This is a genomic window from Flavobacterium sp. (genome assembly GCF_036405015.1).
Lineage (GTDB): Bacteria > Bacteroidota > Bacteroidia > Flavobacteriales > Flavobacteriaceae > Flavobacterium.
Map to the genome: position 1 here is coordinate 1 of NZ_DASWYK010000105.1, position 24,999 is coordinate 24,999.

Annotated in this window: 17 protein-coding genes; 4 read left to right on the top strand and 13 right to left on the bottom strand. The window is 34.2% G+C overall.

The features are described from left to right. Positions 1–132: FAD-dependent oxidoreductase (locus VGE71_RS08215; RefSeq protein ID WP_331137908.1), on the bottom strand; the 132-nt coding region annotated here is incomplete at its 3' end. An 854-nt stretch (positions 133–986) separates the two neighbouring features. Between VGE71_RS08215 and ppdK the strand changes: the two genes are divergently transcribed. From ppdK to VGE71_RS08230, 3 genes are all read left to right on the top strand, one after another. Further along, a complete protein-coding gene (ppdK, locus tag VGE71_RS08220) occupies positions 987–3,758 on the top strand; it encodes a pyruvate, phosphate dikinase (RefSeq protein WP_331137886.1) in 2,772 nt (923 codons plus the stop codon). A 313-nt stretch (positions 3,759–4,071) separates the two neighbouring features. Continuing rightward, on the top strand, positions 4,072–4,644 hold the full coding sequence (locus VGE71_RS08225) for a Crp/Fnr family transcriptional regulator (protein WP_331137887.1): 573 nt from the start codon (positions 4,072–4,074) through the stop codon (positions 4,642–4,644). Between the two features lie 163 nt (positions 4,645–4,807). Beyond that, the gene (locus VGE71_RS08230) at positions 4,808–5,527 is read left to right on the top strand and encodes an alpha/beta hydrolase (protein ID WP_331137888.1); all 720 of its coding nucleotides are present in this window, start codon (positions 4,808–4,810) and stop codon (positions 5,525–5,527) included. A gap of 66 nt (positions 5,528–5,593) precedes the next feature. Here the strand turns inward: VGE71_RS08230 and VGE71_RS08235 are convergent, their stop codons facing one another. The 6 genes from VGE71_RS08235 to VGE71_RS08260 form a co-directional block, all read right to left on the bottom strand. Next, positions 5,594–5,989 carry a ribonuclease E inhibitor RraB gene (locus tag VGE71_RS08235; protein ID WP_331137889.1) on the bottom strand — a complete coding sequence of 132 codons (396 nt, stop codon included), beginning with the start codon at positions 5,987–5,989 and terminating at the stop codon, positions 5,594–5,596. A gap of 365 nt (positions 5,990–6,354) precedes the next feature. After that, complete coding sequence (locus VGE71_RS08240) at positions 6,355–6,867, bottom strand: PRC-barrel domain-containing protein (RefSeq protein WP_331137890.1); 513 nt, start codon at positions 6,865–6,867, stop codon at positions 6,355–6,357. Positions 6,868–6,924: 57 nt separating this feature from the next. Beyond that, the gene (locus VGE71_RS08245; RefSeq protein WP_331137891.1) at positions 6,925–7,095 is read right to left on the bottom strand and encodes a hypothetical protein; all 171 of its coding nucleotides are present in this window, start codon (positions 7,093–7,095) and stop codon (positions 6,925–6,927) included. A gap of 384 nt (positions 7,096–7,479) precedes the next feature. After that, the gene (locus VGE71_RS08250; protein WP_331137892.1) at positions 7,480–7,947 is read right to left on the bottom strand and encodes a response regulator; all 468 of its coding nucleotides are present in this window, start codon (positions 7,945–7,947) and stop codon (positions 7,480–7,482) included. A gap of 187 nt (positions 7,948–8,134) precedes the next feature. Continuing rightward, positions 8,135–8,833, bottom strand: coding sequence for a DUF1826 domain-containing protein (locus VGE71_RS08255; protein ID WP_331137893.1), 699 nt, complete (start codon positions 8,831–8,833; stop codon positions 8,135–8,137). A 99-nt stretch (positions 8,834–8,932) separates the two neighbouring features. After that, positions 8,933–10,291, bottom strand: coding sequence for an NAD-dependent succinate-semialdehyde dehydrogenase (locus VGE71_RS08260; protein ID WP_331137894.1), 1,359 nt, complete (start codon positions 10,289–10,291; stop codon positions 8,933–8,935). Between the two features lie 259 nt (positions 10,292–10,550). On the opposite strand from VGE71_RS08260, the gene VGE71_RS08265 reads away from it, so the two are divergent. Then, a complete protein-coding gene (locus tag VGE71_RS08265; protein ID WP_331137895.1) occupies positions 10,551–14,912 on the top strand; it encodes a hybrid sensor histidine kinase/response regulator transcription factor in 4,362 nt (1,453 codons plus the stop codon). Positions 14,913–14,918: 6 nt separating this feature from the next. Here the strand turns inward: VGE71_RS08265 and VGE71_RS08270 are convergent, their stop codons facing one another. From VGE71_RS08270 to VGE71_RS08295, 6 genes are all read right to left on the bottom strand, one after another. Next, complete coding sequence (locus tag VGE71_RS08270) at positions 14,919–16,601, bottom strand: glycoside hydrolase family 28 protein (RefSeq protein ID WP_331137896.1); 1,683 nt, start codon at positions 16,599–16,601, stop codon at positions 14,919–14,921. Between the two features lie 20 nt (positions 16,602–16,621). Next, positions 16,622–17,413 (bottom strand): rhamnogalacturonan acetylesterase, encoded by a 792-nt coding sequence (locus VGE71_RS08275; RefSeq protein ID WP_331137897.1) that lies wholly within the window; start codon positions 17,411–17,413, stop codon positions 16,622–16,624. Between the two features lie 67 nt (positions 17,414–17,480). Further along, positions 17,481–19,946 carry a glycoside hydrolase family 95 protein gene (locus VGE71_RS08280; protein WP_331137898.1) on the bottom strand — a complete coding sequence of 822 codons (2,466 nt, stop codon included), beginning with the start codon at positions 19,944–19,946 and terminating at the stop codon, positions 17,481–17,483. Positions 19,947–20,016: 70 nt separating this feature from the next. Further along, positions 20,017–21,660: a glycoside hydrolase 43 family protein gene (locus tag VGE71_RS08285; RefSeq protein WP_331137899.1), complete on the bottom strand. Its 1,644-nt coding sequence runs from the start codon at positions 21,658–21,660 to the stop codon at positions 20,017–20,019. Positions 21,661–21,720: 60 nt separating this feature from the next. Then, the gene (locus VGE71_RS08290; protein ID WP_331137900.1) at positions 21,721–23,877 is read right to left on the bottom strand and encodes a T9SS type A sorting domain-containing protein; all 2,157 of its coding nucleotides are present in this window, start codon (positions 23,875–23,877) and stop codon (positions 21,721–21,723) included. Positions 23,878–23,954: 77 nt separating this feature from the next. Then, positions 23,955–24,992 carry a pectinesterase family protein gene (locus VGE71_RS08295; RefSeq protein ID WP_331137901.1) on the bottom strand — a complete coding sequence of 346 codons (1,038 nt, stop codon included), beginning with the start codon at positions 24,990–24,992 and terminating at the stop codon, positions 23,955–23,957. Between the last annotated feature and the right edge of the window lie 7 nt (positions 24,993–24,999).

Sequence of the window (24,999 nt, forward strand, 5' to 3'; positions counted from 1 at the left end):
CTGACCTCCAGGCTGCATACCCTGATATAAAACCGGATTCATGTTTGCTCTGGCTGCGTAAATAGCTGCTGTATAACCTGCAGGACCAGAACCTATAATAAGGCATTTAATTTTTTCGATTGTATCTGACATAGTAATAGTTTTTGTTTTTTAATGTTTTAAAAGAGCTGCTGGCAGACAGCTCTTTCCTGTCTTTCTGGCTTGTAATCAATCAACTAAATTTTGGAAAATAAGTTATTGAAAGACATTTTTTAAAATGATCAACCGGAACTGCCATTCATTAAAATAGTTCTGTCTGACTATCTTCCGCCACAAACAAATAACAAAATTATACTGCAACGACCAGACAGATATCTTTTCTGCTTCCATTCTTCCCTAATCGCAATAAGATGAATTTCAGTTTCAAGACCTATTTCAAAAAACTAAATTATAGAATCGGTAATATCCATTCAGTGTCTTTTGTCACAGTTGAAAAATTTTTCTGTTTTTTTTATTTTTTTTTCTCTTATGAATCTCCTTCCGATTATGATATTATAGTCAAAATGACAGTAATATTTCAGGCCACGCCAGTTAAAGCTTTTAGTAAAACCACTTATTTTTATTTTGAAGTACAAAATCTAAATATTACAGAATTGGCAGCCTCTTAAACAACTGTACAAAATTGTAAATGTGACAAAAGATACAAAGCAGTCATTTTAGAATATATAATTTCGTCCTCAGGAAAAGAGTTTTTACTGTTGAAATTCACTGTATTATAACCTGAATTACGCAGAGTAGACGGGTGTTTAAGTGTCATGCGCATTATTACTAAGCTATTACAAAAAAATGCATGAGCTTAAATGCCCGCTATTTACAAATCGTAAGAACATAATATCATGAATTAAAATGTTTTCAAAAAGTTCTTTTTAATCAATTCAAATATTTTTTTTACCCATTCTACTATATCGATTTCGTTAAATTATCAAGGCAGAAAAAAAGAAAAAATTATGACTAACCAAACACCACCTATCTTTACTTTCGGCAATAAAATGGCCGAAGGAAATGCCAGTATGAGAAATCTTCTTGGCGGCAAAGGAGCCAATCTTTGTGAAATGAATCTTATTGGAATTGCTGTACCTCCTGGATTTACCATCACTACAGAGTTGTGCAAACTGTATCACAACGGAACAAGCACAGTTCTGGATCTTATTATGAATGATCTCTTTAAAGCCATGCAATTTGTAGAAAATCAAACTGGAACAAAATTCGCAGATCCTTCCAATCCTTGTCTTGTTTCTGTGAGATCAGGATCCAGAGCTTCTATGCCTGGTATGATGGACACTATTCTTAATCTGGGTCTTAATGAAAAATCGGTTCAGGGTCTTATTGAAAAAACTGGAAATGCCCGCTTTGTATGGGATTCCTACAGAAGATTTATCCAAATGTATGCAGGAGTTGTCATGGGTATAAAAGCTGTATCTGATCAGGATGAAGATCCCTTTGAAATCATCATACAAAAAGTAAAAAAAGAAAAAAACATTACTCACGACAGTGAATTTACGGCCGAAGATTTAAAAGAAATAGCTAGGCGTTTTAAAGATATTATCAAAATAGAAACAGGAAAAGATTTTCCATCGGATCCATGGGAACAGCTTGGGGGAGCTATTATTGCTGTATTTGACAGCTGGATGAATGAAAGAGCCGTTTACTATCGAGAACTGAACAATATTCCGGAGCACTGGGGCACTGCAGTAACTGTTCAAGCGATGGTATTTGGTAATATGGGAGAAAGTTCAGCAACAGGTGTTGCCTTTACGCGTGATGCAAGTACTGGAGAAAAACTCTTTAACGGAGAATATCTTATCAATGCCCAGGGTGAAGATGTGGTAGCAGGAATCCGAACACCAAGGCAAATTACTTTGGAGGGTTCTAAAAGATGGGCAGCTTTGTCTGGAATATCTGAAAAGAAACGTAGTGAAGAATTCTCTTCTTTAGAAGAAACTATGCCTAATATATATAAGGAACTTACTGAAGCAGGAGATATTCTTGAATCTCACTTTAAGGACATGCAGGACATCGAATTTACCATTCAAGAAGGAAAACTTTGGATATTGCAAACCAGAAATGGTAAACGAACTGGTTCTGCAATGGTTAAAATGGCAATAGACATGCATCAGGAAAATCTCTTGGATGAACAGTCAACTCTATTGAGGGTAGATCCTAATCGACTGGACGAATTGCTGCATCCTATTTTTGACAAAAATGAATTGCTAAAAACCGGTATTCTGGCGCAAGGTCTTCCCGCCTCGCCTGGCGCAGCTGCAGGACGCATAGTTTTCTCTGCAACTGATGCTCAAAATTGGGCAGAAAAAAACGAACAGGTTATTCTGGTTCGAATAGAAACTTCTCCTGAAGATTTGAAAGGCATGGTTGCCGCACAAGGAATATTGACTGCAAGAGGAGGCATGACTTCACATGCTGCTGTAGTAGCCAGAGGAATGGGAAAATGTTGTGTGGCTGGGGCTGAAGCTATTAAAATAGATTATAAAACAAAAACAGCTCAATTTGGAAAGGAGCTTCTTAATGAGGGGGATTGGATTTCTTTGGACGGTTCTGCAGGCAGAATTTATAAAGGAAAGATAAAAACAACAGAAGCCGAACTCAACAGTGACTTTGACCAACTAATGCATCTGGCAGATAAATATTCCCGTATGCACGTGAGAACCAATGCAGATACTCCAAACGATGTGCTTACTGCAAAACGTTTTGGAGCAAAAGGAATTGGTCTATGCCGAACCGAACATATGTTTTTTGAAGACGATAAAATTATGGCAATGAGAGAAATGATACTTTCTGACAGCGAAGCAGGAAGAAGAAATGCTCTTGCAAAGCTATTACCAATGCAGAGAAAGGATTTTGAGGAAATCTTCAGAACCATGAACGGACTTCCGGTTACGGTGCGTCTACTCGACCCTCCTTTGCATGAATTTGTTCCTCATGAAGATAAAAGTCAAAAAGGACTGGCCGACCAAATGGGAATTTCTCAACGACTCGTAAAAGAAAAAATCAACCACCTGCATGAGTTTAATCCAATGCTTGGACATCGAGGTTGCAGACTTGGAAATACGTATCCTGAAATTACAGAAATGCAGACCAGAGCCATTATAGAAGCCGCTTTAAACCTAAAAAAAGAAGGAATTGAAAGCCGCCCCGAAATTATGATACCACTTACAGGTACTGTTGAAGAAATGCAGTTTCAAAAACAAGTAGTTGACCTAACAGCAGAGAAAATATTTACTGATTTTGATGACCGCATCAATTATATGGTGGGAACCATGATAGAAGTTCCTAGAGCCGCACTTACAGCAGATAAAATTGCAGAGTCTGCAGAATTTTTTTCCTTCGGAACCAACGATCTTACACAAATGACCTACGGATACTCACGTGACGATTCTGGAAAATTTCTACCATTGTATTTAGAAAAAGGGATTCTAAAACATGATCCTTTCCAAATATTGGATCAGGAAGGAGTTGGACAATTGGTTGCTATGGCGGTAAAAAAAGGGCTTTCCTCCCGAAATGATCTAAAAATAGGAATCTGCGGTGAACATGGAGGTGAACCTTCTTCTGTAGAATTTTGTCACAACGCAGGACTACATTATGTGAGTTGTTCTCCATATAGAGTTCCCGTAGCAAGACTGGCTGCAGCTCAAGCTGCTATAAAAGAAAATAAAACTGTAAAAAATTCATTGCTAGAAACATTAGAAAAAATAGCATGACGCAAAGAAAACCTGATTTTAAACCAATAATCATTTTTTAATTTAATTGTTTCCGACTTAACTTAAATAAATATAATTATTTTTTTAAGTCATTAAGAGCTGTCTAGGGACAGCTCTTATATTATAAGTAATTTACAACAATCTTAATTTTCGCCTTTGTTATTCTTTTTCTAAAAAAATGAATACTGCCTTTTTTAAATTTACCTTTACGTCTACAAATCAGTTTCTTTATTAATATCAATAAAAAGCTTTTGATTTTTCATATCTCAACAGGCTGATAAAATTGGGGAATAAAGGATTATAAACGATTTTCATGGATCAACTTATCGAAAAAATAAACTCTTACCATCCATTATCAGCAGATACAGCAAATGCATTGCTAGGTATATGTTTTACAAGGGTTTTTAAAAAGAATGAAATTATACTACAAGCAGGAGATGTAGCTCGTTATTATTATTTTGTAAAGTCTGGACTACTAGGTTATTACAGCACAGATGAAGATGGAAATGATATTTATAAACTGTTTTTTGAGGAAAATAGCTTTTGTGCCTCTACATCATCTATTATCGAAGGAACGCCAAGTATATTTTCTATAGCTTCATTAGAAGATTCTGAAGTCATTTTATATCCAGCAGATAAATTTAGAAAATTAATTATTGAATGTCATGACCTTGCTTTATTTCATATCGCATATCTGGAAAAGAATTGGGTTGTAAAAAAAGAGCCTTTAGAAATTACTCTTAAATCAGAAACGGCAAAACAGCGTTATTTAACCTTGCTTGAAAATCCAAAACTTCTCCAGCGTCTTAAACAACATCAAATAGCCTCTTATTTAGGCGTTACTCCAACGCAATTAAGCAGAATACGTAAAGAATTAAATTTTTAATTTCGTAAACATATGTAAACAGTTTTGATCTTTTTACCTCTCAATTTTGCAGTATAATTCTAAACTAATTGAGATGAAAACAATTTTTTCTTTCGTGCTAACTTTCTTTTATCTGTCTTGTTCTGCTCAGAAAATTATTACCCAAAACGTGTATAGTTTAAAAATGAACAAGAGTATAAAAACCATTATTATTACACCCGAAATCAAAAAAGGCAAACTTTACAAAACAGTTTATATTCTTCATGGCTACAGCGGAAATCCAACTAGAACTTATGAAAAAGATATTCCAGATCTAGCCAAAAAATCTCAAGAATTCGAAACGATTTACGTGCTTGCAGATGGAAATTACAACAGTTGGTATGTAGACAGTTCTATTAATGAAAACTCTCAATATTCAACATTTATTGGAAAAGAATTGGTAAATTATATTGATTCTCATTTTCCAACAATTCAAAATAAAAAAAGTCGAGGCATCTTAGGCTGGAGCATGGGTGGTTTTGGAGCCGTTCATATTGGTACCAAATACGATCAGAATTTTTCTGTAATTGGTAGTACCTGCGGTGCATTGGATTTTACTTATTTTGGAGAGAACTATAAAAATTATCAGGTTGAAGATGTTTTGGGCTTATTTGAAAAACTTCCCTCTGAATATTTAGTTGGTAACGTTGCAGATAAAATGAAAACTGCCGACCAGATTTACATTTTTGATTGTGGAACTGAGGATGAATTAATGATTGACCTAAATCGCAATTTCCATAAAATACTGACGTCCAAAAAAATTGATCACTTATATACTGAATCGTTAGGAAAACACGATACAGCATACTGGAGCAAAGCTTTATCTAATCAATTATGTTTATTTGAAAATTATCTGCAAAATTAAGGTGGCGCTCTGACATTTCTATAATAAAAAAGAGCAGTAAAATACTGCTCTTTACATCATTATTCTTTATTTAGAAACTATTTTCCAGCTGTCAAAACTACAGTCATGCTTATGTCCTAATTCACACATTTCGGTTACCCATTTACTTAAAGATTCATGCATCATTTTCATCTTTGTTGTTCTGCCAGAAATTACAAAAAGGGTTTTATCATGAGATGCAGTTCCGTAATTCACTATAAAATCCATATTCTTCATTTCTGTTTCCAAAATTTGAGCTTTTTCAACAGTATCCGAATAAAAGAAATAATCTATTTTTAATTCATCCTCTTCTTCAACCCCAACATCACGCAGACTTACAAGAGATTCTGTTGCAATTCTGTAGTGTCTGACTAGATTTGCATTTAAATCACTTTCAGATACTGTTTTTTTCTTTTTAGGTTTAAAAAAATTTAAGATTTTCATTTCACTGATGTATTATTTAGATTGCTTTTTTAAGCAAACATAGATAAATATCATTGTAGAATAAAGCAGGTAATAAAAACTTAACAATGAAATATTTAGAAACAATATTAGAACACATCAAAGGCTGATATCTCTATTTATTTTGTAGTTCAGAATCGATTTTTACAATTTTCATGTTAACATTTTTTTAAACTTTTGTTTAATGATACTTCCAAATTCGACTCTTTAATTTTCTAAACTTAATTATGTCATCATACGTAATAAATCAACATTTTTAAAGCAAAAAAAAGATCAGAAATCCTCAGATATCTGATCTTTTTTTACTTCCTAAAATATAGCTTCTAGAAAAATAACTGAACCAACAATTATCGGTCACCAAACTCCTTGCGACTGTAAAAAACATCATCATCACTATCATTACCAGAACGGAATTCCTCATCTGGATAATAGCTTCTTAATACTGCTCTTTCATAATTTCTGTCAAAATAATGTTGAGTATCATATCGTCCTGTTTTTCTAAAGGTATCATATCCAATAGAGTTGGCCTGCACAATTTTAGTATCTTTATTAATAGTTACTGAACCGATAGGTATAATCAGATGACTGTCTCCGTCTCTATACATAAATTCTCTTTCGTTCTGATTGGCAATAGTATCATGTATCTCACGTTTGCTGTCTTCTATGAGTTCTTTGTCTACATTTACGTCTAGATACACCACACGTTGCATGTCTTTATTAACCCACAAATTATCTACTTTTCCTATCGTTCGGTTGTCTGCATCTACTATCTTCCATCCTCTTACATCAGAATAATCAGAAGCTACTTTGTAATCAGGAAGCTCGTCAAGTCTGTATAATTTTCTGTCTTTATTTTCCATGTTCTTTTAATTAAAAAATTATGTTTTTATCTCCAAAGCTGAACAACAGCTTTTTTATTACTCATTTGCGGTGGTATCAACAGGCACAGCATTTTCGACTTCAATAGTAGTCTCACTACGCGGCTCGTTATCTTTTAGAAAGACATAATAAACCAGTGCTGCAATTAACAACAACGCTACAATCCACGGCCATACGGGCTTTTTCTTTTGTATTTTAATTTCTGCCATAACTTTATTTTTTATGTGATTATTTTAATCTTATCATAAAGTTACAAAGCAGATCATAGCATAAAGTATTTAATTTCAGACAGATGTTATACAATTTCCAGTATCGTTAGCAGAAGGCGCTCACCTTTTTACTGTATCGTTTTTTCGTTTGTTACCTATCAACAAATATGAAAATAAGATTAGAATTGTAACTTTAGAAGAAATCCGAATTAGCTTTCATACTTCTCTTTTCCCTCTTGTAAGTCAAGAAGAACTAATAAAAAAACGACTGATGAAACTTGGGAATATTTTGTATATATAGAAGAGCCTTTAAACTGGAATTTCGTTACCAGAACTAAAGGGAAAAGAATATAAATGGTCTAAATGTTAGCCGTCTGGCTGTTTTTATATTGTATTGATTTTTCTGCCAGTCAAAATAAACTCTGTTTTATTTGTTGGAATTCCGTCCCAGTCAATTGCCATTATTTCGCTCAGTAGCTCTTTAAGCTTATGAAAAGGACCTGGCTTTATAGCGTAATAATCAGCTCCGAGTTTATGACATAATTCAATATGAAGAATACTACTGCTGGTAGAAAACATAATAATCTTAACGTCTCTGAACATGCTTCTGTTTCTTATTTCTTTTAGACATTCGAAACCATTTTTTCGAGGCATATTAATGTCCAGAAATATGATTTCTGGCTTATTGAATTCAGTTCTACAAAGATTATCTAAAAGCTGTTGTCCGTCTTCGAATACCTTAACGAAAATTTCAGGATGGAGTTCCCTGAGTGCTTCCAGAAATAAAATCCTGTCATCTTCATCGTCTTCTGTGAGATAGACCAATCTACTAGTATTCTGCTCTTGTAACATAGCTTAAAAAATTATGCAGTTAAATAAAAATTTAAAATCCGCAAAAAATTATACCGGGAGGAAATATAAGCTTTTGTAAAAATACTGCCACGGATTATAATCACCGAAACAGTTAGCAGTTATAAATATAAGAAATTATCCTCATTAAAAACAATACAAAATCAGAAAACTATCAAAAAGAAAAAAATCAACAAATCAATAACAAACGATATTCTCCTTCATTTTCTATTGGTGCTCTATGGATACAGGGTTGCACTTTTTGTCTCGGATGATCTACCGCCAGACGCCAAAGATGCATTACCCCTAAATTAATGGGTTCTACACCTTCCTTTATTTGATAATGTAAATCAAAATAATTTTCCTTTAAAAAAAATTCGAATTCTTCTGAAGGTCCATCGTACAGTTCTTTTAGCCTTTCTCGAATTTCAGGAATCAAAATTTTCTGTTCAGCCTGTGAATTAGGTATAATGTCACTTGCTGCTCCGTGATAAGTACATAAAAAAGTATCTGTTGCAATAGGCGAACGATCAACATGAAAGGAATATACGTCAGTCGATATAAAATCAAACTCTTCATCGCGTTCGTAACACTTTAATAAATTAAGAGAAGGAGAAGCTCCAAAATCAGTTAATAATTGTAAATCATTCAAAATGATTTCGCGTGCTATATTTCCGCTTTCTGATAATTGGAGCGCCATTAAATCTTCAGGAAAAACTTCTGTTATATTTTCTTTTAAAGATAATTTAGCTACTATTTCCTTAAAATCTCCATTCAAATTTCTGTACCAGCAAAGTGCATTCATTTCTCCTTTAAAATCTGTATTTATAAGTTCAGAGAAAGTCGATACTACACCAACTTGATTATTGGCAGAAAATGTATTGATCATATTGTGATATTGGTTACTCTAGATTACAAAAATATAGAATCGTAGTGAGTTGCAGCATTTTTATATCTTTTAATACATAACCTTTTAAACGGTTAATAGTTAGTATTTATTAACATAAACCGTCTTCTTGTTTACAAACTCCTGAATACCATCTACTGAAAGTTCACGTCCATATCCTGAAGTTTTAGTTCCTCCAAAAGGCAATCTCTGATCACTTTTTACTAATTCATTTACAAATACTGCCCCTTCATCAAACTTCGGTATTAATTTGGAAGCTTTTTCAAAGTTTTCTGTAAAAATGGTAACTCCAAGTCCAAACGGACTACTATTTGAAAGTGCCACAGCTTCTTCCTCATGCTTAAAAGTTGTAATTCCGATCAATGGCCCAAAAACTTCTTCTTTAAAAATTGACATATCTGTTGTAACATTACTTAAAACAGTAGGTTCGAAATAAGCATTATTCCTTTTGCCACCAATCAAGACTTCTGCACCTTTATTTACAGCATCTTGAAGCTGTCTTTCCAGTTCCTCGGCAAGGTCAACACGCGCCATAGTACCTATTGTTGTTTCCTCACTCAATGGATCTCCAGGACGAAGTTTACTAACACCTTCTAAAAATGCTTTTGTAAATTCTGCCGCAATAGAGGCTTCTACAAGCAAACGTTTTCCAGCAATACAACTTTGTCCCGCATTCTGAAAACGAGCTTGTACACAAGTTTTCACGGTTTCTTCCAAATTACAATCCGCAAAAACAACCAAGGCATTACTGCCTCCTAGTTCAAGTACCGTTTTTTTAATTTCACTTCCAGCAATTGCCGCTACAGACCTTCCTGCTGCTTCACTTCCTGTTAAGGTGACCGCTTTGACTTTAGGATTTCTAATGATTTGCTCTATTGCCTTACTGTTAATAGGCAGATTCATAAAAGAACCTTTAGGAAAACCTGCTCTTTCGAATACTTTTTCAATGCTCATGGCGCTTTTCATCACATTACTGGCATGTTTTAATATTCCAACATTTCCCGCCATGAGTGCTGGTACTGCAAAACGCATAACTTGCCAGAAAGGATAATTCCACGGCATAATAGCCAAAACAATTCCTATTGGTTCGTAGCTTACATAACTTTTATGTGCTTCTGTTTCAATTATTTTGTCTGCAAGCATTTCTGAAGCATGCTTCGCATAATAATCACATAAATTGGCACATTTTTCAATTTCTGCCAATGACTCAGTGATAGGCTTTCCCATCTCCTGAGTAATAGTTTGTGCATATTCACGTGAATTTTTCCTAAGTTCCTGACCAGCAGCTTTCATCAATACTGAACGTTCTGAAAAGGAAACTTCTTTCCATTTCTTGTATTGTTCCTCTGCCCTGTTTATTGCATTTTCAATATCTTCTTTTTCAAATTCAGCAACTTCATATATGGTATCCTGATTATAAGGATTTACAGATTTTATCATAATATTATTTTATTTAACCTATTTAATTAAAAGCTCAGTAAAAGATACAATTTTTTTTAATTTTTATGATTCTCTCCAACTTGCTTTTCGCATTTCAATGATTTAAATTTATATATTAGCAAAATGCAATCGATTACATAATTAAAAATACTTTTAATATAAAGCTCCATTTTAATGTGTTTTGTTTCTTTATCTTATGAGTGTATTGTAATCGTATGTTGGTAGCATTTAAATCTGCTCTAAAATTCACAATTTTTAAATGAAGAAACTTTTATTATTTAGATATCTCATTCCATTTTTAATTATTGCTTCTGTAACCAAATTATCTGCACAAATAAAGTGCAAGATTGAAAATTATTCTGCAGAAGATGGGCTTTCTCATGACAATATCAGAGATATAATAAAAGACAAAGAAGGTTTTATTTGGTTTGCTACTTGGGATGGTATTAATCGTTTTGATGGAAAAAACTTTATTACCTACAAAGCGGTAGCGGGCGATAAAAGCACTTTAGGAAACAATCGTATAGATTTGATGAAAGAAGATGCTTTCGGTTATATCTGGTTAAAGGCTTATGACCGTCAAATCTACCGATTTGAAAAAAGCACCGAAAAATTCCTTTCTATAGCCAGTATTTTAGGAACCAATAAAATTGTATTTGATGAAATCATTACTTCTACGAATGGAGATGTTTGGCTCACCACTGTAGACAAAGGGATTTATCTGGCTAGAAAAGATCACAACAATCAGATTGGACTGGTTCGTTTTTCAAAAGAACGATCTTCTGGTTTTAAAATCGCTTCTAACGCTATCAAAGTTTTAGCTTCAGATAAAGACAATTCATTGTGGGTAGCTTCAGAAAATGGATTAGATGTAATTTCAAAAAAGGTAACACCAGATTATACCAGCAAGTCTATTTTAAAAAATATTCCCGTAAAATGTATTTCTGTACTGGATAAACAAGTTTGGATTGGAACGAATCAGGGAGATTTAATTTGCTATGACAAAACATCAAAAAAAATTACAAAATTCCATCTTACTCCGAAAGACATTAATGCGATATTAAAATCTAAAAATGAAGATTTACTCTTTATTTCCACTGCCACTGGAGAACTCATCACTTTTAGTTTAAAAACTTTAAATATTCAGTCTATTCAAAAAATATCTTCTTCTCCTGTTTATAGTATTTTTCAGGACAAGCAAGGTATATTATGGGTCGAGCCTGATAAACATGGGGTAATTTTATTTAACCCTAAAGTAAAAACTGTTCGTTTTTTTTCACAACAAACCGATGCTACATTTCTACAGCTCGATCATACTTTTGGCGTATTTGAAGATAATTTTAAACGTGTTTGGATCAAACTTAAAGGCGGAGGATTTGGATGGTATAATGCAAAAACAGGAACAGTAGATTTTTTCTTCAACAAACCTGGTGATGAGAATCAGAAACTCTCCAATATTGTGGCTAGCATGTATTTTGATCCTTCTGGTATTTTATGGATGAGCACTAACGACAGAGGAATAAATAAAATTATCTTTCAAAAAAACATTTTCCAGCAACAGCTTTTGGTTGACAGCGCTAAAGACAAATCTGAAAATGAAATCAGAGCGGTTTATACTGATACAAAAAACAGATTATGGATTGCATCAAAAGCAGGAAAACTAAAGGTGTATCAACATAATCAAGAGTTAAAAAACCTTTTTGTAAATTATAAAAATGGTGAAATTGGATTGGTGTATTCCATTACAGAAGATGCAAAAGGCAACATTTGGTTAGGCACAAAAGGAAGTGGATTGTTTAAAGCCTCTCCAACCGACAAGAATCTTAACCAATATAATTTAACCCAGTTTAAAGTCAGTAAAGACGATCCTGAAAGTATTGGAAGCAATTCTATATACTCTGTACTAATTGACCAAAAAGCCAATATCTGGATAGGTACTTATGGCAACGGAATTAACCTTCTTAAAGAAGATAACGGAAAAGTCCGTTTTGTAAAAAACTTCAAAAACTATCCTACAATTGAATCTAATAAAGTCAGGTACCTCATCAATGGATATGATGGACAAATCTGGGTTGCCACAACCAATGGTTTAGTAACTTTTGATCCTGGTAATTATAATGCCGACGAAATTAAATTTTCGAGATACGTGAAAATTTCGGGAGATAAATTCAGTCTGGGTAGCAACGACATTTTACACATGTATAAAGATTCAGACCATAAAATCTGGATTTCTACTGCTGGAGGAGGAATTAATTTAGCGCAAAAAACAGGAAGTCTTTTGAAATTCACGAATTATTCCAAAGAAAACGGGTTGCCAAGTGATTTTATTCTAAGCATGATTGAAGACGATCGAAAAAATTTGTGGCTTGCTACCGAAAATGGAATTTCAAAATTTGATCTGAAAAAGAAAACCTTTAGAAATTATGATTCTTATGATGGTTTAGTAAAAAATGGTTTTTCTGAATCTTCCAGTTTAAAACTCCCAAATGGAAATTTGATTTTTGGATGCAGAAACGGTTACATTGATTTTAGTCCCGCGAAAATTGAAAATCAAAAAATCAAAACCAAAATGGTTTTTACAGGTTTTGAAATCAACAATAAAAATTCAAACGTAAAATCTGAAGAATATCCTCTAAAAAAAGACGTGAATTACAGTGATGATATTCAGCTGGACTATCAGCACAATACGATAAGTATCTATTACACGGTCTTAGATTACAGATCAGACAATAAACAATTATACGCTTACAGGTTAAAAGGACTTGATAATACATGGCATGAGGTGAGAAATCAGAAAAAGGCAACTTTCACAAATCTGCCACCTGGCGATTACGAATTTGAAGTAAAATGCCTAAATCCTGAATTGTATACTGGAATTCCACAGAAAAAAATATCTTTTACCATTACTCCTCCTTTTTGGAGAAGCAATTGGGCTTATTTATTATATTTTATTCTTTTAATAATAGCATTGGAAACAGGAAGAAGAATAGCGTCTTCAATGATTCAATTGCGCAATAAAGTTACTGTAGAACAGGAAATGACGGAATTGAAACTGAGTTTTTTTACTAATATTTCGCACGAACTAAGAACGCCGTTAACCCTCATCGTAAATCCACTGGAAGAAATTGCCAGAAATGAAAATTTAAGTTCTCAGGGAAATGAGTATATCACAACTGTTAGAAAAAACACTAACCGATTGGTAAGATTTGTCAACCAACTATTAGATTTTAGAAAAGTACAAAGTGGCAGTGAAGATCTGCATCCTCAATCTTTTGATTTGACTGTTCTTATAAATGAAATTGTTTCATTGTTCTCTCAGACTGCACATGAGAAAAATATTAAAATAAAGACGATCTCAGATCTCGAAAATCTTATTGTCAATCTGGATAAAGAAAAAATAGATATTGTGCTTTACAATCTTTTATCCAACGCTTTAAAGTTTTCTCCTGATCATAGCATGATAGCAATAGAAGTAAAAAAAGAAAATAATATTCTAAAAATAAGCATTGCCGACGAAGGAACTGGTGTAGAAGAGAATAAACTTGAAGACATTTTTAAGCTTTATTATGAAACCAATACAGGTAAATCTAAAAATGTCGGAACAGGAATTGGACTGGCGCTTTGTAGAGAATATATTCATCTGCATTGTGGAAAAATTTATGCTAAAAACAACAATAACGGTGGATTAACCGTCAACATAAAAATAGATCTGGATACTGATGTATTGCAGATTTCTAACTTAGAAAAAGTAGAAACTAAAAAAAATACCAATCATTTTATTGACAATACAGCTAGCCGAAAAAATGAAAACTTAGAATTTATAACAGACGCTGAACTTCCTACTGTATTAATTGTTGAAGATAATGACGAGCTACGTTTTTTCCTGAAAAGTCAGTTACAGAAATACTACAGTGTACTGGAAGCTTCAAATGGAAAAAAAGGTTTACAAGCTGCTATCAAAAAGCGTCCTGACCTGATTTTAAGCGATATTATGATGCCAGAAATGGATGGAATTGAACTTTTGGATTCGCTGAAAAACAATATAGAAACCAGCCATATTCCTGTAATTCTCTTAAGTGCTAAATCTTCTATAGAAAACCAGATTCAGGGATTGAATTATGGAGCTGATTACTACATTACAAAACCGTTTAATACCGACTTTTTAATAGCTTCGATTGATAATTTAATCAAACACAGAAAGCGCTTTTTTGATCAATTGCAGTCTAATGTAAAAACCATTACGCTAGAACCAAGCGAAATTGTGATCACCACAAAAGATGAACAATTTCTGAAAGACATAATCGCGGTAGTAGAAAAAGGTTTAACCGATCCAGCATTTAATATTGATGTTATAGCCGGTTCGATGAATATGACCAGAGTCACCTTCAACAGAAAGTTCAAAAGCCTTACCAATATAACTCCAGTCGAATTTGTTAAAGATATGAGAGTAAAAAGAGCCAAACAATTTCTGGATGCAGGAGAAACCGATATCGCTGATGTGGCATACAGAGTTGGATTTAACAGCTCTGGGTATTTTAGTACTTGTTTTAAAGAAATATTTAAAATGTCACCTTCTGATTATCTCAAACAAAAAAATGATAATCAGAAGAATGAATCTTAAATCAATTTAATGAAAGGTGATTTCAGAAGATTTCACCTTTTTACTAAAAACAACTTGTTTTTCGGATGTCTTAAAATCTGTTTTTTTGAAGCTGATATTTTTAGTTTTATTCCCTAGAATTTTAACCTTAGCATCTGCTTTTTTATTAAAAGAAACAGCATTGAAATCTAAATTTTTACCATTGTAAATCTGAAGTTCTGCACTATTTGATGAAATAATTTTCACATTGGTAAACTGCATTCCGTCTGAATCAATGATATCAATACCTTGATCTGCTTTTAACATGGAATTTTTTAAATGAATATTCTTTAAATTCATTTCTGGAAGTCCCATAAAGAAAGCTGCTTTTGCTGCACCAACAACCTGAATATTTTCCATAAAAATATTTTGGAAAGAAGGTGTTTCTTCTGTAATTTGATATTGTTTTTCTTCTACTGATGCTCCTTTGTCATCATCTTCAAAATTAGGTACATTTTTTCCATAAAAAAGATTAAAACCAATTGCTTCGGTCACAATATTGGTCATATTAATATTAGAAATAAAAATATTCTCCACTATTCCTCCTCTGCCTCTTGTACTTTTAAAACGAATTCCCATATCAGTTCCGATAAAAGAGCAGTCTGAAACATGGATATTACGCACACTGCCCGACATTTCGCTTCCTACAACAAATCCACCATGTCCGTGGTAAACCGTATTTTTTTTGATAATCACGTTTTCTGTAGCAAAGTTTCGATCTCTTCCGTCTTTATCTTTACCTGATTTTAAACAGATAGCATCATCTCCTACATCAAAAGTATTCTCGTAAATCATCACATTTTTACAGGATTCCAAATCAAGACCGTCACCATTCTGAGAATACCAAGGATTTCTGATCGATAAATTTCTTATAATAACATCTTCACACATTAAAGGATGAAGATTCCATGCCGGTGAATTTTGAAAAGTAGGACCATCTAATAGAATCTGCTTACACTCCACTAAACTAACCATAACCGGACGCAGAAAATCTTTAATAGCAAGTAAATCCGGATTATCTATTTCTACTTGAAAATTAAACTTGGAGACAATCTCATTCCCTTTCTTAGCTCCCAAAGAAGGAAACCACATTTGTCCATCATTAGATAGTACTCCACCTGATTTTATTAATCCGAGCCATTGCGCCTCTGTCATTTTCATTTTCTTTACAGGTCTCCAAGCATCGCCACTACCGTCAATAATTCCAAAGCCAGTAATAGCAATATTGGTTTCTCCAAGTGCGTTAATTGGTGAAGTACATCGATAAGAATTCAAACCTTCAAAACTTACTTTTTGTAAAGGATAATCATTGAAATCTCTGCTAAAAAGAAGTACTGCTCCACTTTCTAAATGTAGATTGATATTGCTTTTTAGTGTAATGGGTCCAGTAAGCCAAATGCCCGCTGGTACAACTACTTTTCCCCCACCTTTATCCGAAACATGTTTAATTGCCGACTTAATAGCTGTCGTATTCTTATAAATACCATCACCTATTGCGCCAAATTCAGTAACACTTATTTTATAATCTGGAAATACTGCTTCTTTTACTTTTGGCATTGAAAATTCTACATCATTATAGATTTCCTTTGTTGTTAGTTTACCTGGCATTTGGGCATTAACATTTATAGAAAAGCTTAAAATGACGAATAAGATTTTTATAGGATACTGCATCTCTATAGTTTTTAATATTGTTATTTAATTTTTTGTAATCCTTCAAATACTAACCTTGCTACTTCTGTTGCTCCTGCTGGCTGAAAATGAGTATTGTCTTTTTGACCTTCAGGATAAGCTTCATAAACTCCGGCTGGTAAATTCATAAAGTATTTTTCAGAAACAAATTCTTTTCCTTTTTTCGTAAAAAACTCTCTAGAGGCTTTGTTCAGATCTATTAAAGGTACATTCATCTCTGCTGCAACATCTTTTGGTGCTTGGTCATAATCGCCATGAACATCATTTAAAATACCATCTTTCCACGGAAAATTTCTCGCTACTGGAGTTAGTATGATTGGATACGCTTTCTTCTCTCTCGACTGAGATACAAATAATCTTAAAAACTCTTTATAACCTGGTACATCAACATATCTTTCTGTTTTGTCTTTTGCTCCATCATTATGACCAAATTGCATAATAACAATATCCCCTTTTTTAAGTTTTTCGAATACTGCTCTCCAGCGTCCTTCCTGAAAAAAAGTTCTTGTGCTTCTTCCTCCCATTGCACGATCATCTACAAAAGCACTATCGGTTTTAATGATATTTTTTACTTTAACCAAACTGTCTGATCTCATAAATTGCTGAAAAACCTGTCCCCAGCCCGTAACCGGATACCTTACCTTCATATAATCTTTTCCTGGTTCATAATTATTGCTGTAATCTGCCATTGTAGAATCGCCTATCAGGTAAATTGTTGTCACTTTTTTAGGCGGATTGAAAGCCATTAAAAAAAATACTGTTGCCAGAAAAAATAGTGCTGTTCTAATTTTCATATGATACTATTTATTTGTTTGGTAATTATTAATTAAAAAATCCTGATGCAAATTAGTTTTACTTTTTCTAAATGCTATTAAAAATGTAAGTCTGTCCTTTTTCAGTAGGGAAATCATACAATTTTGTGTCTGGAAATTTAAAACCTTTTAAAACTGCTTTATCAGAAATTAAAGGTTCCTTAATCGATTCCACTTTATAAAAAGCATTTGTATTGTCTCCCTTCGCTTCTTCCAATTTAGTTTTTCCATTTAATTTTACTTCCGAAGCGATACGAAGCCTGCAGTTTCCTCCTAATTCAGATTTTATAGTTACTTGTTTTACTTTTCCATTTTCCCATTCGATGCTTACTTCAAAACCGCCTCTGGCCTTTAAACCGCTAACTTTTCCATTTTTAAAATCATCTGGTAGAGCTGGTAATAAGTAAAGAGCGCCATCATAACTTTGTAAAAGCATTTCTGTAATTCCGGCAGTACAGCCAAAATTACCATCAATCTGAAATGGCGGATGAGCATCAAAAAGATTAGGATAAGTTCCGCCAGATTCTCCTTTACTTTCTGTTGGCGCTGGACTCAACTGATCTTTTATCAATTTAAAAGCTCTATTTCCATCTAATAATCTTGCCCACCAGTTTACTTTCCATCCCATTGACCAACCTGTTGAAACATCGCCTCTTGATATTAGTGTATTTCTAGCAGCTTCTGTAAGTTGTGGATTTCTAAAAGGTGAAATTTGCCCAGACGGAAAAAGTCCGTACAAATGCGAAATATGTCTGTGATGATCACCTGGTTTATCCCAATCATGAAGCCATTCCTGAAGTTGCGTATATTGTCCAATCTGCATTGGTGGAAGCCTTTTAAGGGCAACACTTACAGAATCGGCAAAAGGTTTATCTACTTCCAGAATTTTAGAAGCATTCAGAATATTATTAAAAGTATCAAAAACCAGTTGATTGTCCATTGTGGTTCCTGCAGATACCGCTACACTTTTCTCATACGTATTTTCGGGAGACATTGATGGGGCCACAACAAGCCAATTATGTTCAGGCTCCTGCTGTAAAACATCCAGATAAAACTGTGCAGCACCTTTTAGAACAGGATAATATTCCTTTAAAAATTCACGATCTCCTGTGTACAAATAATGCTGCCAAAGGTGTTGTGTAAGCCAAGCTCCGCCCATTGGCCAAAGTCCATAAAAGCCACCGTCAACCACTCCTGTCATTCGCCATAAATCCGTATTATGATGCATATTCCATCCTCGCGCATGATACATTTTGGAAGCACTTTCTTTTCCTGTTTCTGCTAAATCCTTCAACATGCTAAACAAAGGTTGGTGCATTTCTCCTAAGTTTGTTATTTCTGCAGGCCAGTAATTCATTTCGGTGTTAATATTTACAGTATACTTACTGTCCCAAGGCGGACTCAATTTATGATTCCAGATTCCCTGAAGATTCGCTGGTTGATTCCCAGGTTGCGAACTTGAAATCAGTAAATATCTTCCGAACTGAAAATATAATGCGACTAACTGAGGATCATAAGAATTTGAGAATTCCTTGATTCTTACATCTGTTGTTTTATCAGATTGTAGAGAATCTCCTAAATACAAGGATACTCGTTTAAAATAGTTTTGATAGGCAGCCACATGATTCTTCAAAGATACTTCGTAACTTTTTTGTGAAGCTTTAGCCAAAACCGAAGTTACTTTTTCAGTAGGATTAGCAGTAAGATCTTTATAATTTTTAAAATTTGTAGCTATAGCAACACGAATAATAACCTCATCAGCATCTTTAATTACAAGTTTTTCACCTTCAGCTTTAAGGCTTCCACCAGTCAAAGTACAAGCTGCTTCACCAACAAATTTTACCTTACCCGTTTTATTGTCTACACTTCCAGTTGTTCCTTCAAAAAACAATTTATTCTTTTCTGTTTTAAAGCTATGAGAAAGCTGAGGACTATCCGCAGATAAAGAAAAACTAATACTTTTTTTCTTGTTGGCAGTTAATCTAATCAGAATAATATCATCTGAAAAAGAAGTCAAAAATTCTCTTTTATAGGTTACTCCGTCTATTTTATACTGTACAGATGAGACAGCCTTTTCAATGTCTAAATCTCTCTGATAAGCTGTATAATTGTTATGGTTTGGAAATTCTATAAAAAGACTTCCAACGGTTTGATAAGGCATTCCATAATTTAAATCTTTTGGAGCCTGCCTGGGAAATGTACTATTAGCCAAATCTTGCGCTTCTTTATTTTTCCCTTCAAATAATAATTTTCTAATGGCTTCAATATTTGGAAATACATTTTTCGGAACATTATTTCCTGGTTCTCCCGCCCATACAGTTTCTTCATTAAGCTGTAGTTCTTCTTTCTGTGGACTTCCAAAAACCATTGCGCCTAAACGTCCGTTCCCCAGCGGTAAAGCTTCATTCCAATTTGCGGCTGGTTTATCGTATTGCAGCTTTAATTTCTGTTGAGCATTAATTTTTACAATATTTAATACTATTATAAAAATCAGAGTAATTTTGAATCTATTCATTTGTATGTCTTATTTCCGCAAACGGAATTTATATTTTCTTTAAACGGCTCTTAAAAGTTTAAAACTTAGTTTATTTACTAATTTCAAACCAGTCAATATCAGCATAACCTCCTCGTTTTGATTCTCTGGTACTTACACTGTACAAACCTACCTTAGATCCGATCCATTTTCCTGGAACCGCTGTAAATGGTTTTCCTATTTTTTTATAATTTTTACCATCTTCCGAATAACTAAACTGACAGCTTGCATCTATTCCTTTTCCAGTAACTTCGACTTTGAAATAAGCTTCATTTTTAACTAATTTCTGTGATTCATTTACCACTTCTTCTCCACCTTTTGCAGCAGCTTTCACTTCTGTCTGCTGTATATAAAATCCTTTTTCATCATGAGATATTTGCAATACAGCATAATCCATCCCCATAATAATTAATCCGGCTTTTTTACCTGATTTTGCTTCTTCTACAGTCAATTTAATTTTAGCAGAAGCCGTAAAGTTTTTTGCTGGAAACTTTTGCAGCAACAGGTTCGGAACCATCCACAAATTGGCTGCTCCTTCTGGCATATTCATAGAAAACAATCTAAGGTTATCTGAATCTCTCATTTTGGCATGCCATACAATATCCGGATTTGCCTGCCATTGCCATTGTAAACCAATTTTATCTCCCTTAAAATCATCTGATTCCTGCGGTGTTTCAATTGGGTACGTTTTACCAATATTGGGCTTTTTGTATTTTAAAACCGGTTCGCCAATACCATTTTTATCCAGATCCTCGCCTATAAGTGGCCAATCGTTTTTCCATGTCATGGGCTGAAGATGAACAACTCTTCCATAGGCTTCTATATCTTGAAAATGATAAAACCAAGATTCTCCATTTGGCGTGTCTACCCAAGCCCCTTGATGTGGTCCATTTATAATTGATTTTCCTTGTTCTAAAACCACTTTTCTTTCATAAGGACCATACACATTTTTAGAACGTAAAGCCAGCTGCCAACCTGTTGCTACACCTCCCGCAGGAGCAAAAATGTAATAATAACCGTTTCTTTTGTAAAATTTAGCTCCTTCTACTGTTGGATCTTTTTCGTGTCCATCATAAACATGATTTCCCTCATTAATTACTGCTGTACCTTCTTTATTGAGTTCTCTCACTGTAAGAATACTTTTTACTCCTGCACGGCTTCCAGCCCATCCGTGAGCAAGATAAACACGTCCGTCTTCGTCCCAAAGCGGACAGGCATCGATAGCGCCTTTTGCTTCCATAACTAAAATTGGTGCATCCCATTTTCCAAATGGATCTTTGGTTTTTACCATATAAATCCCAAAATCTGGATCTCCCCAATAAATATAGAGTTCATTATTATGATATCTGATACTTGGTGCCCAAACGCCATTTCCGTGCTGTACAGTGTTATAATGATCAATCGGTGCTACTCTTTGAAGTGCATAATTAACGATCTTCCAGTTTACCATGTCTTTAGAATGCAGAATTGGAAGTCCTGGCGTACAATTAAAACTCGACGAAGTCATAAAATAATCATCTCCAACACGAACAACATCTGGATCTGAATAGTCGGCATGAATTATGGGATTTTGATAACTTCCGTTTCCTAAATCTGCAGACCAGACTTTAGAAACATAAGGCGTTTTATTTTGAACTTGTTGTGCTGATATCGCATTAAAAGAAAAAATGGCTATTAGATAGAGAGAGAACTTCATTTATTATTTTTATTTAAATCATTTTTTTTTAATTCTTAAATAGAGCAGAATTTTATTGGTTTACCCTTTTATTAGCTTTATAACAGAAGAACCTTTTTCTGTTTTTATAGTGATGATGTACATTCCTGGAGTCACTATTTTGTCTTTTATTTGTAATTCATTTTCACCTTTTCCTTTCCATATTTCCTGCCCAAGTGTATTATGAATCACAAAAGTGAAATTTCCTTTAGCAGCAATCGTAAAAGAATGGTTTACCGGATTTGGATAAACAACAGCATTTGGCGAAGAGATTGTTTCTGAAAAATCATCCTTAGATAAGTTTCCGCTTGGTAAAACAATATTAGGTTTTGTTTGTGCTGCCATATCTACACCAAGGTAAAACCCAGGATGCGGAGGCTGATTGTAAGCAGAGTTTTGCCATGCTATAGCAGTTCTATACTGTGTATCGTGCATCAAAGTATATAATTTGTGTTCGGTCGGAATATTGGTAGAATATATTCTTAGCGAAGTATTATCTGTTTTACGAAAAATTACTTCTTCTCTCCAATCTCCAAAAAGATCTGCACTCAAACAAGGTGTCGCTTTGGTAGTATTATTAGACGAATATCCTGTGGCTGTTAGTATATTAACCGTTTTGCCATTGATATAATCCCATTTGTCTATTTTATTGGAATCTAATAATTCACGGTTCAAATCACCATCCCACCAAATAGAGAAATTTTGCGTTGGTTTTTTATTGCTGATAAGGTTTCCTTTGCAATCCATTAAAAAGTTGGTAGTTGTAGTAACTCCTGAAGCATCTTTTACACCAGCACTTCCAAAACATTCATATCCTTTGTAACGTGGATCAATATCTGCAGCGTTACAACGACCAACATCTGTATTTGCTGGTAATCCCCAAATTGTAGCTCCGGTTTGAGCATCTAAGAAAACAAGTCCATTTGTTTTATACTTAGCAGGTTCTTCAAGACATTGCCATATTTCCATTCCGGGACGATCCGGATCCATGTCGGTCATGTGTAAAGCGTCGCCATGGCCTAGCGAATTGGAATATAATTTTGTTCCATCATCATTAATTCCGCTAGAACCATTAATGATTTCATCTTTACCGTCTCCATCAACATCTCCAACGGTCATTTGATGATTTCCCATGCCTGCATACGCAGAATTCCCAGAAGTACCACTGTCAAAAATCCATCGTTGTGAAAGCGTATTGTTTCTCCAGTCCCAGGCAACACGAACAAGTCTTGTATAATAACCTCGGCCCATCACCAAACTTGGTTTAGATCCATCAAGATAAGCGATCGCTGCAACGAAACGTTCTGAACGTCCTCCATAGCTATCACCCCACGAAGACACAGTTCCACGAGCTGGAAGATATTCTGTAGTGGCCATTGCTTTTCCTGTTTCACCATTAAAAATAGTTAAAAATTCAGGTCCAGAAATGACAGCGCCGTATGTACTTGTTGAAGTCTTACTCCCATTCGGATTTCTATAATCTGCTGCGGCATCACCAATAACAACTCCTGTTCCGTCTATTGTACCATCTGATGTTCTACAGGCCAATTCGGCTTTACCATCAGAATCCAGATCATAGACCATAAATTGTGTATAATGTGCACCAGCACGAATGTTTTGTCCTAAATCAATTCTCCATAAAAGCGTTCCGTCTAAACGATAACAATCAATATAAACATTACCAGTATAACCTGGCTGAGAATTATCTTTTGAATTGGTTGGATCCCATTTTACAAAAATTTCATATTGCCCATCTCCATCTACGTCACCCACACTACAATCATTTGCTTCGTAGGTATAAGATCCACTTACATTGGTTCCTCCAGGCGGAATCTGCATCGGAATATCCAAATATTGTTCGGCCCATACTGTCGCTGCTTCAGATGCTGGTTCTTCAGTTCCATTAATAACCGCTCGAACTGTATAAGTACCATTGGAAGTAACATCATGAGTAAAATTAGTACTTGTGGAAATGGGAGTTTCTGTAATTTTTACTTCATTGCAATACAAATTATAACTTACATTAGTTGGTTCTGTTCCGAGCATTCTCCATCCGACATACACCTGATTGGCATTTAAACGCATCGCAACCAATCCGCGATTGAGTTTTTCTACAGTGCGTTGTGCCGTTATTTGGGTTGTTATACCTAATAAAACTAAAACAATTATTTTTTTAAAGTTTTTGTATTTTTTACTCATAGCAATTAATTTTTGGTGAAAAGAAAAATTGGTATTTTTGGTAGTAACATCGTGCCATCTGATTTTAAAATCGAATGCTATTTTTGATATAAATCAATCACTTTCTGTGGATTCCAGTTATCGACAACTGCAGGATTAGCATAAGTGGTTTTCAGAACATTTTCTACGCTGTATACTTTTGCCTGTTCTTTTGTTAATTGCGTCATCCATTTTACCCTTTCATTTTTATAAGCGCCAATTCCTGTTGAGTTATATTCTGCATATCTTGCAGTTGATTCGTTTTCTGTTTTTCCCCAATTGTTCCATCCCGCTGGTTTTACTGCATCTGACATTACTGTATTTAAGAATACAACTGCTGCATTTGGTCTCCATGGTCTACCCAAATCTGTTATGTTGGTTCCTGTTCCTGTAATTTTGCAGTTATGAAATACATATCCATATTTCACATAATCTTTGGTTGAAGCTGCTGTAATCGCACTTCCTCCTTTGGTATGAAGTTCACAAGTATCAAAGAAAGCTGTTGATCCTCCAAAAATGAAATCGGTACTACCCTCGATGTAACAGTTTTTAAAATACTGACGTGCATCTCCGCCATAAAGTGTGTCCTGAAAACCTAAGAACCTACAATTGTAAAATACTGCTTTATCTCCCTGAATATGAATTGCCAAAGCCTGTCCTACTGGTCCTGAAGCATTTTCGAATGTTATGTTTTCTGCATAAAAACCAGAACCTTTTATAAAACAGCTTGAAGAACCACTCGTACCATAATTGGCATTTGTTGATGGATTAATTTTGCTTGCATAATTATCATAAGTTAGAATAACTTTTTTACTGTCTTCTCCAATCAGCGAAACATTATTCCGATCTGCTTCTAAAGTTAGGACTTGTTTGTAAGTTCCGTTTTTAACAAAAATAACAGTGCGTTCAGATTTTAGTTTTGGAACAGCATCAAATGCTTCCTGTACTGTTTTGTAGTTGCCGCTTCCGTCTTGTGCTACTACAATATCATATTTTATCTTTTCTGTTTCTTTTTTTAAATGAATGCTGTTTTCGGCATGCAGATTTGGAGAAAAAAATGTAATTATACTTAATGTGAAAATTGCAATGGATTTCATTTCTTTA